Annotated in this window: 13 protein-coding genes; 2 read left to right on the forward strand and 11 right to left on the reverse strand. The window is 61.2% G+C overall.

Going from position 1 to position 15391, the window contains the following annotated elements:
- The first annotated feature begins 4 nt into the window (after positions 1-4).
- Positions 5-2509, forward strand: a complete 2505-nt coding sequence (locus MTP40_RS08305; protein ID WP_249259165.1) for an ATP-dependent DNA helicase — start codon at positions 5-7, stop codon at positions 2507-2509.
- A 62-nt stretch (positions 2510-2571) separates the two neighbouring features.
- Here MTP40_RS08305 and MTP40_RS08310 read toward each other — a convergent pair whose 3' ends face one another.
- The 3 genes from MTP40_RS08310 to yfcE all read right to left on the reverse strand — a co-directional run bounded on the left by MTP40_RS08310 (position 2572) and on the right by yfcE (position 4598).
- Positions 2572-3513 (reverse strand): ketopantoate reductase family protein, encoded by a 942-nt coding sequence (locus tag MTP40_RS08310; RefSeq protein ID WP_197036478.1) that lies wholly within the window; start codon positions 3511-3513, stop codon positions 2572-2574.
- Positions 3514-3565: 52 nt separating this feature from the next.
- Positions 3566-3823, reverse strand: coding sequence for a heavy-metal-associated domain-containing protein (locus MTP40_RS08315; RefSeq protein ID WP_249259166.1), 258 nt, complete (start codon positions 3821-3823; stop codon positions 3566-3568).
- A gap of 226 nt (positions 3824-4049) precedes the next feature.
- On the reverse strand, positions 4050-4598 hold the full coding sequence (gene yfcE, locus MTP40_RS08320; protein WP_249259167.1) for a phosphodiesterase: 549 nt from the start codon (positions 4596-4598) through the stop codon (positions 4050-4052).
- A 264-nt stretch (positions 4599-4862) separates the two neighbouring features.
- On the opposite strand from yfcE, the gene MTP40_RS08325 reads away from it, so the two are divergent.
- Positions 4863-6194, forward strand: coding sequence for an MATE family efflux transporter (locus MTP40_RS08325; protein ID WP_249259168.1), 1332 nt, complete (start codon positions 4863-4865; stop codon positions 6192-6194).
- Between the two features lie 76 nt (positions 6195-6270).
- Here the strand turns inward: MTP40_RS08325 and MTP40_RS08330 are convergent, their stop codons facing one another.
- The 8 genes from MTP40_RS08330 to rplI all read right to left on the reverse strand — a co-directional run bounded on the left by MTP40_RS08330 (position 6271) and on the right by rplI (position 15217).
- Positions 6271-7116: an HAD family hydrolase gene (locus MTP40_RS08330; RefSeq protein ID WP_249259169.1), complete on the reverse strand. Its 846-nt coding sequence runs from the start codon at positions 7114-7116 to the stop codon at positions 6271-6273.
- Between the two features lie 15 nt (positions 7117-7131).
- Positions 7132-7947, reverse strand: a complete 816-nt coding sequence (locus MTP40_RS08335; RefSeq protein ID WP_249259170.1) for a hypothetical protein — start codon at positions 7945-7947, stop codon at positions 7132-7134.
- 60 nt (positions 7948-8007) lie between these two features.
- Complete coding sequence (locus MTP40_RS08340; RefSeq protein ID WP_249259171.1) at positions 8008-9099, reverse strand: hypothetical protein; 1092 nt, start codon at positions 9097-9099, stop codon at positions 8008-8010.
- 18 nt (positions 9100-9117) lie between these two features.
- Positions 9118-11184 carry an ATP-dependent zinc metalloprotease FtsH gene (gene ftsH, locus MTP40_RS08345; RefSeq protein ID WP_249260091.1) on the reverse strand — a complete coding sequence of 689 codons (2067 nt, stop codon included), beginning with the start codon at positions 11182-11184 and terminating at the stop codon, positions 9118-9120.
- Between the two features lie 95 nt (positions 11185-11279).
- The gene (hpt, locus tag MTP40_RS08350) at positions 11280-11825 is read right to left on the reverse strand and encodes a hypoxanthine phosphoribosyltransferase (protein WP_249259172.1); all 546 of its coding nucleotides are present in this window, start codon (positions 11823-11825) and stop codon (positions 11280-11282) included.
- A complete protein-coding gene (gene tilS / locus MTP40_RS08355; RefSeq protein ID WP_249259173.1) occupies positions 11812-13275 on the reverse strand; it encodes a tRNA lysidine(34) synthetase TilS in 1464 nt (487 codons plus the stop codon). Before tilS ends, hpt begins: the two co-directional genes overlap by 14 nt.
- The gene (gene dnaB, locus MTP40_RS08360; protein WP_249259174.1) at positions 13275-14678 is read right to left on the reverse strand and encodes a replicative DNA helicase; all 1404 of its coding nucleotides are present in this window, start codon (positions 14676-14678) and stop codon (positions 13275-13277) included. The genes tilS and dnaB overlap by 1 nt, the downstream gene beginning before the upstream one ends.
- Positions 14679-14761: 83 nt before the next feature.
- Positions 14762-15217: a 50S ribosomal protein L9 gene (gene rplI, locus MTP40_RS08365; RefSeq protein WP_097770524.1), complete on the reverse strand. Its 456-nt coding sequence runs from the start codon at positions 15215-15217 to the stop codon at positions 14762-14764.
- Positions 15218-15391 lie beyond the last annotated feature (174 nt).

Consider the following 15391-nt stretch of genomic DNA (forward strand, 5'->3'; position numbering starts at 1 on the left):
CCCCATGCCAACCATCCGTCTCTCTGTCCGGGAGATGGTGGAGTTCCTGCTCCGCACCGGCAGCATTGACAGCCGCTTTACCGGCTTTGACCGGGCCAACGAGGGCGCACGCATCCACCGCAGGCTCCAGAAGGCGGCGGGCGAAGGCTACGCCGCCGAGGTGTTCCTCACGGCAGAGCGGACGATGGAGGGAATCGGATTCACCATCGAGGGCCGTGCCGACGGCATTTTTACCGATGCGGACGGCACGGTGGTCATCGACGAGATCAAGACCACTGCCGCGCCCACCGATGCCATCACGGAGGACATGAATTCCTGCCACTGGGCACAGGGCATGGTCTACGGGGCCATCTGCGCCGAACAGCGGGAGCTGGAAACACTGGATGTCCGGCTGACTTATTACCAGATCGACACCGATGAGATCATCCGCTATACACGGCACTTCTCCGCCGCTGAGCTGGATGCGTTTCTCAACGACCTGCTGCGGCAGTATCTTCCCTGGGCACGGCGGCAGCTGGACTGGGTGGAAGCCCGGAACCGGAGCCTTGGGGCCCTGCAATTTCCGTTTCTGGCCTACCGTCCTGGGCAGCGCGCCCTTGCCGGGGAGGTCTATCGCGCCTGTGCTGCGGGCAAGGCAGAGCAGAAGGGCGGTACCCGGCTGTTCTGCCAGGCACCCACCGGCATCGGCAAAACGATGAGCGCCCTCTTCCCTGCCCTGAAAGCCATGGGCGAGGGCAAGGGGGAAAAGATCTTCTACCTGACCGCCCGCAACACGACACAGGCCGCTGCTGAGGATGCACTGGTCCGTCTGCGGGCGGCAGACCAGGCGCTTTCCCTGCGCAGCGTGACCCTTTCGGCCAAGGAGAAGGCCTGCCTGTGCAAGGATACTGAGGGCCGTCCCGCCTGCCTGCCGGAAGCCTGCCCCTACGCCAACGGCTACTACGAGCGGCTGAAGGATGCGCTGGCCGACCTGCTGGACAGCACCGTCCCCTATGACCGGGCCGCCCTGACTGAGACTGCCCGGCGGCACAGGGTCTGCCCTTTTGAGCTGGGGCTGGACCTGAGCGAGTGGTGTGACGTAGTCATCGGAGACTACAACTATCTGTTCGACCCCACCGTGCACCTGCGGCGCTTTTTCGATGCGGCGGGCGACTACATTTTTCTCATCGACGAGGCCCACAACCTGCCGGACCGGGCCAGAGCCATGTACTCGGCACGGTTCTGCAAGAGCAGCCTGACCGATGCCAGACGGGCCATCGGCAAAGGAAAAAGTGCACTGAAAACCGCGTTGACAAAGGCAGACAGGGGCTTTCTGGAAGCACGGCGGGCGGTAACGAAGCTGGCCCCCCGCCGGGGTTCAGCGCCCACCGAATCGCCGGCAGAGGATCTCACCCAACAGACCAGCCTTCTGGACACCGAACCGGCAGAAGCCGCCTTCCCGCTGCCGGAGCCTTTGCTGGCGCAGGATGGCACGGTCTTTTTGCAAGAGCTGCCGAAGGAGCTGCTCCGACTGCTGTTCAGCCTGCAGGCCCCCCTGCAGGACTGGCTGGAGGCCAACCCGGAGGCCGATGCCCACGCCCAGCTGCTCGAGCTCTACTTTGCGTTGCAGGATATCACCCGGGCAGCAGAGCGGTACGACGCGCATTTTGTCACCCAGCTGACAGCCCGGGGCAGCGAGCTGGAATGGGAGCTGCTCTGCCTTGACCCTGCCCCCTTTGTGGATGCCAGCCTTGCCGCCGGGCGGGCTGCGGCACTGTTCAGCGCAACGCTCACCCCGCCGGGCTACTACCGCTCCGTGCTGGGCTGTCCCGATGCCCGGGCCGTGGCTCTGGAAAGCCCGTTTCCGCCCGAACATTTGGGGCTCTACTGCCTGCCCGGCATCTCCACCCGCTACCGGGACCGGGAGGCCAGTGTGCAGGCCGTCTCGGATGCGCTGGCCGCACTGGCCCGGGCCAAGGTGGGCAACTATCTGGCCTTTTTTCCCAGCTACGCCTATCTGCGGCAGGTATATGAGGACTTCACCGCCCGTTACCCGGACATCGAGACGCTGGCCCAGGAGAGTGGTCTGGACGACGCGGCCCGGGCGGCCTTTCTGGAACAGTTCGGCCCAAGCCCCGCAAAAACGCTGCTGGGCTTCGGGGTCATGGGCGGCATCTTTGGCGAGGGCGTGGATCTGGTGGGTGACCGGCTCATCGGGTGCGCCATCGTGGGGGTGGGCCTGCCTCAGGTGAACCCCCGGCAGGAGATCCTGCGCCGTTACTATGACGAAGCGGTCGGCACCGGTTTCGACTACGCCTACCGCTTCCCAGGCATGAACAAGGTGCTGCAGGCGGCGGGCCGGGTCATCCGCACGCAGGAGGACAGGGGCGTGGTGCTCCTGCTGGATGACCGCTTTGCCCGCGCCGAATACACCCGCCTGTTCCCCCGCCACTGGCACCAGCTCCAATACCTGCGCAGCACCACAGAGCTGGAGCAGCAGCTTGCCGCCTTCTGGGCACGGAACCAATAGAAAAAGCCTGTCAGCGCAAAAACCGACAGGCTTTTTCTCATGCTCCGGACATTTTCCGGCTCCTACTTCTTTCTGGGCAGGGATCTGCGCAGTTCATCCCAGGCAGTCATCTCCACCAATGTGGTGGCGCGCAGGGCGGCAAACGCTTCATCCAGATACTGCATCTCGCTCACCGCACGCATGGCGTGATCCGAAATGCACCACTTCCCAACGACCGTCTGCGCCATCCAGTAGACCATCCGCTCGGTCTTTTTCCGCTGTTTGGTGCCCTCGCGGTAGCGGTCGGTGTTCTCCGCATCGTTCACAGGAACACCTGCCGCTTTCAGCATCTCACAGCACTCCCAGGCTGCATCCACGATCATCCTGCGCTGTTCCACTGTGGTGCGGGAAAGTTCCCCATCCACCGCATAGCAGGCATAGGCGCAGGGCAGGATAAAGGCGATGTGGCTCTTGAGCCACTCGTCCATATCGCTGTAATAGGTCAGCTTGTAATGAGTCCCTTCAAAGGCAGCCTGCAGCCGCAGGCGGAATGCGCCGGACAGGGGAGCGGTTGCGCCGCCAACGGTCATTCCCATCCCCATGTGCACACTGACCAGCCGGTCATGCTCCCGGCGGCCTGCATTGTTCTGGAAGCCAAAGGCGATCTTATCCACCGGGCGCTGCATGGCCTGCAGCATCTCCTGCGCATAGGGATCATTGCCCACAAAGATGAAGTACTGGCTCCGGTTTGCTTTGAGGATGGGCAGCACATCGGCCAGCTGCCCGGCCTGCACCGTGACAAACACAAGGTCATACACATCCTCGGGGGCCAGCACATCTGTCGTCTGCATCCGATCCACCGTTGTTTTCCGCTGGAGCATGTGGCGGATGGTCAGGCCCTTCTGGTCAATGACCTCCTTCCACTCGCCCCGGGCCAGCAGGGTGACCACATTTTTCTTGTTCTGTGCCAGACTGTGGGCCAGCTGACAGCCCTGAACGCCTGCGCCGTACACCAAGATCCTCATAACAAGATACCTCCTGTTTTGCATGATCAGCCCGGCCAGAAACACCGGGCTGTTACTTTTTCAGGAACGAGAAGAAGCCCTTTTTCTCATAGGGCCGGGTCTGCACGCCGGTCACGGTGTAGCCCGTTTCGGCAATGGCCGCCTTCAGCGTCTCCACATCCACCGGCTGCTCCGAGACGATGACCGTCTCGCCCTTGGTGTGGGAAGAAGTCACCTTGTTCACCCGGGCGGTCTTGCGCACCACATCATTGATGTGGCTCTCGCACATACCGCACATCATGCCATCGACCTTCAGGATCGTTTCTACCATTGTTGTCCCCTCCATACTGTATCTGCGGGCACCCCTGTCAAACTGCACAAGTCCAGCCCGCTGTTTTCGTCATTTTGTTAGTTTTAGCTAACTCATTGCAGAAACAAAAAGGCTCCTGCCCCGCACAGCACTGCTCTGCGGAACTTTGCCGATCTGTTTTCAGTTTTATCATACCATACCGGTGGGCAAATTTCAAGCTGCCCGCAAAACCGGCCGGGGGACTTTATCAAAGGGTCAGTTCATGGAAAACAGCGCTGCTTTCCAACTCTTTCCATTGCATCGTGTTTCCTTCCAGGGTCATGTAGCTGTGAGGGCTGTTCTCTTTGGGGATGCTCACAGAACCCGGATTCAGGTAAAGATTTTCCTGCCCGAACTCTGTCCAGGCCGGAACATGGGTGTGCCCGTGCAGCAGTACATCTCCCGGGGCCAGTGGCGGCAGATTTTTCACATGATAGATATGCCCGTGGGTCGCATAAATGAGCCGCTGCCCCACCGGAAGCACCGCATAATCGGCCAGCACGGGGAATTCCAGCACCATCTGGTCCACCTCGGCATCACAGTTGCCCCGCACGCAGAGCAGCTTCTCCTTTTTCCCGTTCAGCAGGGGGATGACCTCCTTGGGGGCGTACTCTCGAGGCAGGTCGTTGCGGGGGCCGTGGTAGAGCAGGTCGCCCAACAGGAACAGCCGGTCGGCTCCCTCCCGCTCAAAGGCCTCCAGCATTTTGCGGCAGTAGTAGGCCGACCCGTGCAGGTCTGACGCGATCATCCATTTCATGGCAGATCCTCCTTTTGTGCGTTCTGTTCTTATTTTACCGCCGCCGCGCCCCTTGTCAAGGGCAAGGGCCCACTGTAAAAAGTCATACTTTTATTTTAAAAAGTCCTTGACAAGTATCCCTGTGATGTGGTATCTTTGAACCAATAAAATATCGTGTGGATTTTTACAGCATTCTGCAACTTTTCGCCACACAATGGTACAAAAGCCATTGTGTGGCTTTTGCTTTGCCTTCAAATCCAAATCTGACCCTCAGGAGCAATGAAAATGAACGATACTTTTATGAAAACCAGACCGGTGTTCCCGCTGCTGCTCTCCATGGCCCTGCCCAACGTCATCTCGATGCTGGTGAACAGCCTGTACAACATCGTGGACAGCCTCTTTGTGGCCCAGATCAGCGAGCAGGCCATGACGGCGCTTTCGCTGGTGTTTCCCATCCAGAACTTTGTCAATGCAGTGGCCATCGGCTTCGGCATCGGCATCAATGCTCAGATCGCGCTCTACCTCGGCGCAGGCGACCACGAAAACGCCAACCGGGCCGCCACCCACGGCATGATGTTTTCCCTGCTGCACGGCGTGCTGGGCATGGTCCTCTGCATTGCCATCATGCCCGGCTTCCTGCGCCGCTTCACTACCGATCCCGCTCTGGTGGACATGGGTGTGACCTACTCCACCATCGTGTTCCTGTTCTCGCTGGTCAACATGGCAGACCTCGCCTTTGAGAAGATCTTCCAGTCCGTGGGCCGGATGAACGTTGCCATGGTGGCGCTGATCACCGGCTGCGTGACCAACATCGCCCTCGACCCTGTCCTCATCTTCGGCCTTGGGCCGGTGCCCGCCCTGGGCATTGCCGGTGCGGCCCTTGCCACCGGCATCGGGCAGGCCGTTTCCCTTGTGGTCTACCTCTATGTCTACTGCACCACCGAAGTCGCCGTCCGCTTCTCCCGCCGCTGCCTGCGGTTCGATGCCGCCCTTGACGGCAAGCTCTATGCCATCGGTGTACCGGCCATCCTGAATCTGGCCCTGCCCAGCCTGCTGGTCACCTTCCTGAACGGCCTGCTGGCGGTCTACTCCCAGAGCTATGTGACGGTGCTGGGCATCTACTACAAGCTCCAGACCTTCCTTTACCTGCCGGCCAACGGCATCGTGCAGGGGATGCGCCCGCTGGTGGGCTACAACTACGGTGCCCGGGAGCATGGCCGTGTGTCCAAGCTCTACAACCTGACACTGGGCCTGAGCGCCGGGATCATGGCCATTGGCACCCTGCTCTGCCTGACCATTGCAGGCCCGCTGATGGGTCTGTTCACCTCTAACCCCGAGACCATCGCCATCGGCCAGACCGCCCTGCGGATCATCTGCCTGGGGTTCATCGTCTCGGCAGTGTCTACCACCTCCTCCGGCGCACTGGAGGGTCTGGGCAAGGGCGTGCCCTCACTGGTCATCTCCCTCTGCCGCTATATCATCTTCATCATGCCCATTGCGTGGGTGCTGTGCGGCCGCATGGGCCCTACCGGTGTCTGGCACGCCTTCTGGATCACAGAGGCCCTCTCTGCCGTGATCGCCTACGCGGTATATCACAAGGCAGTCCATCAGAAATAACCCTCTCTAACAAAAATTCCCGCTCGATGGAGCGGGAATTTTTTGTTATCATCTCTTCTTTTGTGGAAGGCTGCTCTCAGATCAGGCCCAGGGTTTTGAGCTCCCTTGCCACGCCGTCCTCCGTCACAGCCGGGCAGATGCGGTCGCAGAGCTTTTTCAGGTTGTCAGAGCCGTTGGCCATGCAGACGCTGATGCCTACCACATCGGTCATCTGCAGGTCATTGTCGCTGTCGCCAAAGCCGATGGTATCGGCCAGCGAACACCCCAGCTCATCGCAGATGGCCTTGATGCCGGTGCCCTTGTTGAACTTGCGGTTGATGAGCTCCCCGTTGACGATGGCTGACGGGGTATCCCCCAGCCGGGACTCACAGAAGATGAACTGGTCCTCATACAGCTGCTTTGCCTCGGCAAGGCAGGCCTCGTTGGGGGCGATGAACACCACCTTGTAAACCAGCTCTCCGTGGTATTCCTCAATGGGCCGGATGGTCATGCCATACTCCATCGTTTTGCGCCAGCGCTCGGCCTCGCTGTTCAGCTGCCCCGGCTTACGGGGGAACAAATGGGCGAATCGCTCGATCATCTTGATGCCGCCGTAAGTATCGTCCCGGGCTTCCAGGGTGCACTCGGCACCGGCACGCCCCAGCACCTCCCGCAGGCCCTCGACCTGCGCAGGCTCCATGGGAAGATCCACGAGAATTTTCCCATCACAGCCTACATAGCCGCCTGCAGAGCAGACAAAGCCATCGAAACCGTAGGCAAGCAGCGGCTTCGTCATGCGCAGGTTACGGCCGGTGCACAGAAACACCTTGTGGCCGTTGGCCCGGGCCTGCCGGATGGCCTCCACGGCACTGGCCGGAACGGTCATCTCACCGGGCGGCAGCAAAGTACCGTCAATATCCAGAAAAATCAGTTTTTGCTTCATAGTTTCCTCACTCTTTCACTGCCAGTTCATGGCAAAGCCGCGAATCAGCAGACCCACGGCCAGGATCGCCAGCAGCACCAGCAGAACGGTGCGGTTGGCCTGTTTCTGCTTCTGCCTGGCCCGGGCACGGCTGTTCCGGCTGCCGCCCTGCTTCCGGTTCTGGGATCTGCCGCCGGAGCTGCGGCCGCTCGTGTTCTGCTTTGTGCTGCTGCGGCGGGAAGCACTGCCGGAAGTCCCCTCTTTTTTCCTGCCCGCAGTGCTCTGGCCGGACTTTGCCGCACGGGGTGCTTTCTCTTCCGGGGCCGCCGACGCAATGGGCTTTTTGGCCCCGCAGCGGCTCAGATAATCCTCAGCCAGCCGGTAATACTGGCCCAGCTCACTGGTGCGCAGGGGTGCGCCTGCATAGCCCTCTTCCAATGCTTCCACTGCCTCGTTGAAGAGGATCGCCGCCTGCGCAGCCGCCGTGCGGTCGGAGGCATGGGCCGCTTCGTTGCGGGCAGTGCGCACCGCGTTGCAGGCCCGGCGGGCAGCAGCGGGGTGCTCCGTATTGCCCAGCAGATCCAGCGGGCGGGCAGCATCCTTTTCCGGGTCCAGCAGTACCCGCATACACAGGGTGGTATCCAGCTGCTGCCAGCTGTTTCGGCCCGCCAGATCGGGCAGACGGTCATAATATTCGGGGCTCTCCTGCTGGCGGGTGCGGATGTGATCCAGCAGGGCTCCCAGGCTGTGCTCCCCTGGTTTGTTCTCCCAGTGCCAGCGCAGCAGCTTGCGGCTGATCTCATCGCAGGTAGTTTTGATCTCAAAAGCGGTTTGCAGTGCTTCGTCAGGCATAACGTTTCTCCTTCGTACAACCAAAAAAACGGAGGAAGCGCAGCCTCCTCCGTCATTCATTTACATCATAAACTGATAATAAACGAAGCCCCACAGCGCAATGCCTGCGCAGACGATGGCGGTGATGGGCGGGACCCAGCGGACGAGGGTCTCGGCAATGCTGTCACGGCTCTCTTCCGCATCGTCCTCCTCATCGTACTGCTCCACCTCGGGTTCCGGCTGGCGGGCCGGGGCGGCACGGCGGGCAGCAGCAGGCATCACACGGGTGCCCTCGTCATCCACAGCCGCTGCACCGCTGCCGGGGAACGCCGCGCGGGTGGCGGCATCCAGCACCCGGGTAGGCTCTGCTTCCGGAACAGGGGTGTGTTCCACCGGCGGTGCAAAGCTGGTCGGAGCGCCGACAGGCTCTGCCGGGCGGGCCGTCGGGATGACCCGGGTGGGTTCTGCCTGCACCGGCGCGCTGGCCACGATGCGGGTCGGCTCTTCCTGCGGGGCGGCGCTCGCCACGCGGGTGGCCTCCGCCGCCGGGGCCTGCTCTGCAGGGGCGGCCTTCTGGCCAGGCTGCAGCAGGGTGTTCAGGGCGTTCTGCAGCAGGATGCGGTCACAGCCGCACTCGGTGCAGTAGACCGTGTCCTCTTCCTTCGGGTGGAAGGAACCGCAGGCACAGTACCAGCCGTTCTCGAACACCTGCGGCATATACTTGAGGCCGGTGCGGTTCATCCGGCTTTCCAGTGCCTTTTCCAGCTCCGGACTCAGGCGGCGCGGGGCCGGCAGGCGGACGCGCTTGATGGCATCCAGATGCACGACCTTTTTGCCGCTGTATACGTTCTTCAGGACCACATCCACGCTGGTGATGGCCTTCTGGGTCACGAACACGGCATCGTCCATGCCAAAGCTCTCACCGGGCTTGACCTCGATCTCGCGGTATTCAAAGGCATCCTCACACAGGATGATACCGTCCACGCCCTTGCACTTGAAGTGGATCTCCAGTGCAGTCAGGGTGACCTTGGAGATGTTCTTGAAGGTCAGGCAGACTGCGTTCTCTCCGCTGAGTTCGCCCTTGAGCAGTTCCACACAGACGAACTGCACCGGGCTGCCCGGGGTATAATAGTTGGCCCGGGTGCGTGCGACCGGGTTAAAATTTTCCTCCACGACACTCGCTCCCTTCGATCATTCGTTTTCCTGCGGGGCATCCTGCGCCGGGTCGGGCATTTCCTCGCCCAGCACGGCCTGCTCCGCCTGTTCAGCGGGCTCTGCGCTCTCGGCAGGTTCTGCGGTCTCCACATGGGCCGCCGGTGCGGCGGGTTCCTGTGCAGGCTCGTCACCGTCACGCGGGGGCAGCTTTCCGCCGGCCATCACGGTGTTGAACTCCTTCTCGTTGAGCTTTTCGCGTTCCATCAGAGCCTGTGCCAGCGCATGGAGCTGGTCGATGTGCTCCGTCAGGGTGCGGCGGCAGGTCTCGTAAGCCTCATCGATGATATCCCGCATCTCGCCGTCGATCTCGGCAGCGGTGCTCTCGCTGTAGCCCTTGCCCTGGGTGAAATCACGGCCCAGGAAGGTCTCCTCCTGCGAGGTGCCGTAGACCACAGGGCCCAGGCGCTCGGAAAAGCCGTACTTGGTGATCATCTGGCGGGCAATGTTGGTTGCCTGCTGCAGGTCGTTGGAGGCACCGGTGGAGATATCCTCCAGGATCAGCTGCTCGGCCACACGGCCGCCCAGGCTGGAAACGATATCCTCGAACATCTCACCCTTTGTCACGTAGCTGCGATCCTTTTCAGGCAGATACATGGTGTAGCCGCCAGCCTGGCCGCGGGGAATGATGGTGATCTCGTGCACGCGGGGATGGTGCTTGCAATAGAAGCCTGCCACGGCGTGGCCCGCCTCATGGTAGGCGGTCAGCTTCTTTTCCTCGGCAGTCACAACGCGGCTCTTCTTCTCAGGGCCTGCCATGACCTTCATGGAAGCTTCCTCGATGTCCTCCATGGTGATAGCCTTGCGGCTGCGGCGGGCAGCCAGCAGAGCGGCCTCATTGACCAGGTTCTCCAGGTCAGCACCCGCAAAACCTGCGGTGCGCTGTGCGATGACTCTGAGGGAGACATCGGGAGCCAGAGGCTTGTTCTTGGTGTGGACCTTGAGGATCTCCTCGCGGCCCTTGACATCGGGCAGGCCCACATAGACCTGACGGTCAAAGCGGCCCGGACGAAGCAGTGCCTTATCCAGAATGTCGGCACGGTTGGTGGCTGCCATCACGATGACACCATCGTTGGCCTCAAAGCCGTCCATCTCGACCAGCAGCTGGTTCAGGGTCTGCTCCCGCTCGTCGTGGCCGCCGCCCAGACCTGCGCCGCGCTGACGGCCCACGGCATCGATCTCATCGATGAAGATGATGCAGGGCATGGTCTTTTTGGCCTTATCAAACAGGTCACGCACACGGGACGCGCCGACACCGACATACATTTCCACGAAGTCGGAGCCGGAAATGGAGTAGAAGGGCACCCCCGCCTCACCGGCGCAGGCACGGGCCAGCAGGGTCTTACCGGTACCCGGAGGGCCCACCAGCAGAACGCCGTGGGGGATGCGGGCACCCAGCGTGTTGAACTTGTCGGGGCTCTTGAGGAACTCCACGACCTCCTTTAGCTCTTCCTTTTCCTCGTCCTCACCGGCAACGTCAGCAAAGGTCGCGGTCTTTTTGTTCTCGTGCTCGTCCTTCACCTTGGCCTTGCCCACGTTCATAATACCGCCGCCGCCAGCGCCGCCGCGCATCATGGAGAAGAGCAGGAAGCCGGTGCAGCCCAGCATTCCCAGGTAGAACAGGATCTCCATCCAGGGGATGGACTCCTTCAGGGTGGTGTAATCGTACTCCATGGGCGCGGTCGGGTTGGCTGCGTCGTAGGAATCGATATACTGCTGGACGTTCTCGATGAACACATAGGCGTAGGGCAGCTTGTAGCGCACCGTCACCGTGCCGTCATCGTTTCTGGTTGCCCCCACGGAAGAGGCGGAGGAGGAGAACATATTGCTCAGCAGACCGCCGGAGGCCTGTGTGGCAGCGGTGGCACCTGTGGTTTCGGGCAGCTCCTGCTTGCCCTCCTTCAGCGTCAGGGTGATGATGCTGGTGTTGCGGTCCAGCGTAAATGCTGTGACCTGATTGTTCTCAAAGTAGTGCACCACAGTCGAGTAGCTCATGGTGGAGCCGCCGGTACTGCTGTCGCTGGTGCCCAGCACCGACCAGATCATCAGGACACCGGCCAGTGCCAGCGCCAGGATCAGGGGATTAAAGCGAGGTCGTTTCGGTTGCAAAAGGGATCAACTCCAGTTCTAATTCGTTTTTGTTATGCGTAGATTTCCGGTTTCAGCACACCCACATAGGGCAGGTTGCGGTATTTCTCATCGTAGTCCAGACCATAGCCCACCACAAACTCGTCCGGCACCTGGAAGCCCTCGTAATCGGGCTGGATGTCGGCCTTGCGGCGGCTGGGCTTGTCCAGAATGGTGCAGATCCTCACGGAATTCGGGTTGCGCATCTTGAGCATGGGCACCAGCTTGGAAAGGGTGACACCGGTATCCAGAATGTCCTCCACGATCAGCACGTCCTTGCCGGACAGGTCGCCGTCCAGATCCTTGATGATCTTGACCAGACCGCTGGTGGTGGTATTGCTGCCGCCGTAGCTGGACACGACCATAAAATCAATGCTGCAGGGGATGGTCACGGCCCGCATCAGGTCGGCCATAAAGACCACCGAACCCTTGAGGATGGAGACGAGGACAAGGTTTCTGCCCTCGTAATCCCTGCTGATCTGTGCACCCAGTTCGGCAACCTTGGCTTTCAGTGCTTCCTCACTGACCAGGATGTTCTTGATATCGTCATTCATGCTCATGGGTTGTTCCTCCATTTTCCAATTCCAACTGCAAGATCTGTACAGTCTCCTCGTCCGGGGCCAGCCCCTCGGCAAAGCCCTCCCCACAGACCCACAGGATCTCACTGCCCGCCGCCAGCAGCGGCAGGCCCTCTCGTATTCCGGCAGGAATGCCTGCCTCATTCATCCATTTGCGCAGGGGCTTGCTCAGCCCCCGCCCCGCAGGCCGGAACCGGTCTCCCGGTTGACGGGTGCGCAGCGTAAGGGCAGAATATAACAAAGTTATTCTAGCATAATCCGCCCGATTTTTTAAGTCTTTTTTATGAACACCCTGTGTTTTTTCTCGAAAACCGCTTACAAAAAGCCGTGTTTTCAGGGTTTGGCCCCCGGGCAGAGCAAATTCCGCCCCATCGGCAGGGGCAAACGGCAGCGAAAACGCAGGGACCGCAGCCGCTTCCGGCCGGCGCTTTTCCTGCCAGAGCATCCCGCTGCCTGCGCAAAAGCGGACCGTATCGGTCAATTGCACCGCCCCGCTCCCCTGCTCCACCAGCTCTGCCAGCAGGCGGATGTACTTTTCCTCGGCATCCCGCACCGGAGCAACAAGGCTGTGGAGCGCCGCTTCCAGAATGAGCGGGTCAGCGCCCTGCAGCGGCTCCAGCCGCCATGCTGCCTTGGCTTCCGGTGCCTTGCGGGCAGTCTGGGCTGCATCCAGACGTGCGCCAGAAAGCAGCTGTTCTGCCTGCCCGGCAAAGTAGGCATCCGCGCGGGCCGCCTTTTCACAGAAGCGGGCCAGATTTTCCTCTGCCGCAGCGTTGACGCTGCGCAAGGCCGGAACGGCCCCATGGCGCAGGCGGTTGCGGGCGTAAGCATCGGATTCGTTCGTCTCGTCCGTCACCCACACCTGCCCGAAGGCGGCGCAGAGCGCTTCGGTCTCGACCCGGGTCAGGCCCAACAGCGGGCGGCAGTAACCGGGCCGCCTGGGCCGAATGCCCCCTGCCCCGTGCAGCCCGGTGCCCCGGGCCAGCCGGAACAGCAGGGTCTCGGCCTGGTCAGTAGCAGTATGGGCCGTTGCAATGCAGTCTATCCCGCCTGCCAGCAGTTGGGCAAAGCAGGCATAGCGGAGTCTGCGGGCCCAGTCCTCCCCGGCATGGGGCGGCACAGCCATTCCCACATCTGCCGGGCGGAAAACTGTCAGCGACACCCCCAGCCGGGCACACTCGGCCCGGGCAAAAGCTTCGTCCCGGTTCGCAGCCTCACCCCGCAGGCCGTGGTTGACGTGGCAGGCCGTAAGGGTATATCCAAAGGTTTCCCGCAGTTCCAGCAGCACCCGCAGCAGCGCCATGCTGTCGGCTCCGCCCGAAACGGCGGCGCACAGGTGCAGAGCCAGGCCCGGTTCCGCAGGCGCAAACAGCTGCTCCTGCCGGGCAAAGCGTTCTACTTTTGCGATCAATTTTGATGTTTCGTCGTTCATCAGCGTTTGAAGTCCACATCCATAAAGCGGGTGTGTGCGCCATCCCAGCCCAGCGGCACCGTGCTGGTCTCGCCGTGGCGGTTCTTTGCCACGATGCACTCCGCTGTATCGGCATCCACCTCTGCCACATCGGGGTTCTGGCTGGCGTAGTAGGAATCACGGTAAAGGAAGAGGACGCAGTCGGCATCCTGCTCGATAGAACCGGAGTCACGCAGGTCAGACAGCTGGGGCCGGTGAGAAGAGTTGTTGCCCTGTTTCTCCACCGCACGGGACAGCTGAGAAAGCGCGATGATGGGCACATTCATTTCCTTAGCCATGATCTTCAGGTTTCGGGTGATGGAGCTGATCTCCTGCACACGGTTCTCGCTGCGCTGGCCGGTGGTCATCAGCTGCAGGTAGTCGATGACGATCAGGCCCACATTGGGGCGGGTGGGGTCCTGATTGACCCGGCGGATCTTCGCCTTCATCTCGGTGATGGTGATGCCTGAGGTGTCGTCCATATAGATGGGGGCATCGTGGAGCTTTTCCGTTGCCAGTGCCAGATACTCCCAGTCCTCACTGCGAAGGGCACCGGTGCGGAAAGCCTGGCTGTCGATGCCTGCTTCCGCCGAAAGGATGCGGTTGGTCAGCTGCTCTTTGGTCATTTCCAGGCTGAAGATGGCCACCGGCACCTTTTGCTGCATGGCAACACGGGTGGCGATGTTCAGCGCAAAACTGGTCTTGCCCATACCGGGGCGGGCGGCCAGAATGATGAGGTCGCCGCGGCCCAGGCCGGTCAGAACAGTATCCAGCAGACGGAAGCCGGTGGGGATGCCCTTGTACTTGTCGGCATCCGGGCCGCTGATCTTCTGCAGGTTGGTCAGCGTCTCCACCATACTGGAGGAAAGCGGGGTCAACGCGCTGGAATCCCGCCCGGAGCGGATCTCGTAGATGCGCTGCTCGGCGTTTTCCAGCAGCAGGTCAGCGTCCGGCTCATCGCCCGCGTCCTGCAGAATGTCCTTGGCAACGCCCATCAGCTGACGCACCAGATACTTTTCCTGCACGATCTGGGCATAAGCCTTCACATTGGAGATGCTGGGCACCGTCTCGGCCAGACCGGTCAGGTAGACCTTTGCCTCGTCCGCACTGGGGAACACGCCATCGGAGATGACGGCATCCAGCAGGGTGACAAAGTCGATGGTCTGGTCCGCCGTAAACAGGCGCAGCATCTCAGAATAGATCTGGGCGTTCTGCCGGGTGTAGAACATTTCCGGCCGGATGATCTCCACCAGGTCGGTCAATGTCTCAGGCTTGAGCAGCACCGCGCCCAGCACGCTCTGCTCGGCCTGCATATTGTAGGGCAGATTGATGCCCACACTCTCCAGATTCAGTTCATTGGAATAATGTCGTTGTTCGTTGGGCATGGTTCATCCCCCTCCATACTGGGCCAGCTTCCCAAAACGCCAAAAACGCCCCCTGAAGGCAGGGGGCGCAGATGGCATTTCAATCAGGCCTGTTCTACTTCCACCATGATCTTGAAGGAAGCCACGACACCGACATGCAGGCGCACCTTTGCGTTGAACACACCGGCATCCTTGATGTCCTTGGTCTCCAGCTCGATCTTCTTTTTATCAATGGGAGAACCGGCCAGCTGGGCCAGAGCCTCGGCAACTTCCTTGCCGGTGACCTTGCCGTGCAGGCGGCCGGATGCGCCGCCCTTGGCCTTGATGGTCACGGTCTTGCCCTCGATCTTTGCAGCCACAGCCTGTGCGGCGGCCACAGTTTCAGCCTCGTGGAAATCCGCAGCGGCCTCCTTGCCGCGTGCGATATTCACCGCAGAAGCATCGGCCACAGCGGCCAGCTTGCGCGGGAACAGAAAGTTGCGGGCGTAGCCGTCGGAGACCTCATGGATCTCGTCCTTCTTGCCAATGCCCTTTACGTCCTGCTTCAGAATCACTTTCATGGTGTTATCCCTCACTTCTCACCGGGGAACCGGTGGATTTCTATGGCTAGTATACAGCAATTGCGCGTTTCCGTCAACGGTCGGGGGCTGCCGCATCTCCGGGAGCTTTCTCCCGCAAGTGAAACGGGCCATTCCATCGCCCGCCCTATTGCCGCTGCGCGGCAACAGGGTCCC

It is taken from the genome of Faecalibacterium sp. IP-3-29, assembly GCF_023347335.1.
GTDB classification, from domain to species: Bacteria; Bacillota; Clostridia; order Oscillospirales; family Ruminococcaceae; genus Faecalibacterium; species Faecalibacterium duncaniae.

Coding starts and splice junctions, on each gene's coding strand:
- MTP40_RS08335 (WP_249259170.1), bottom strand. CDS start 7,947: ATGCCTGACGAAGCACTGCAAACCGCTTTTGAGATCAAAACTACCTGC.
- MTP40_RS08310 (WP_197036478.1), bottom strand. CDS start 3,513: ATGAGGATCTTGGTGTACGGCGCAGGCGTTCAGGGCTGTCAGCTGGCC.
- rplI (WP_097770524.1), bottom strand. CDS start 15,217: ATGAAAGTGATTCTGAAGCAGGACGTAAAGGGCATTGGCAAGAAGGAC.
- ftsH (WP_249260091.1), bottom strand. CDS start 11,184: ATGATCTGGTCGGTGCTGGGCACCAGCGACAGCAGTACCGGCGGCTCC.
- hpt (WP_249259172.1), bottom strand. CDS start 11,825: ATGAGCATGAATGACGATATCAAGAACATCCTGGTCAGTGAGGAAGCA.
- tilS (WP_249259173.1), bottom strand. CDS start 13,275: ATGAACGACGAAACATCAAAATTGATCGCAAAAGTAGAACGCTTTGCC.
- MTP40_RS08325 (WP_249259168.1), top strand. CDS start 4,863: ATGAACGATACTTTTATGAAAACCAGACCGGTGTTCCCGCTGCTGCTC.
- dnaB (WP_249259174.1), bottom strand. CDS start 14,678: ATGCCCAACGAACAACGACATTATTCCAATGAACTGAATCTGGAGAGT.
- MTP40_RS08315 (WP_249259166.1), bottom strand. CDS start 3,823: ATGGTAGAAACGATCCTGAAGGTCGATGGCATGATGTGCGGTATGTGC.
- MTP40_RS08305 (WP_249259165.1), top strand. CDS start 5: ATGCCAACCATCCGTCTCTCTGTCCGGGAGATGGTGGAGTTCCTGCTC.
- yfcE (WP_249259167.1), bottom strand. CDS start 4,598: ATGAAATGGATGATCGCGTCAGACCTGCACGGGTCGGCCTACTACTGC.
- MTP40_RS08330 (WP_249259169.1), bottom strand. CDS start 7,116: ATGAAGCAAAAACTGATTTTTCTGGATATTGACGGTACTTTGCTGCCG.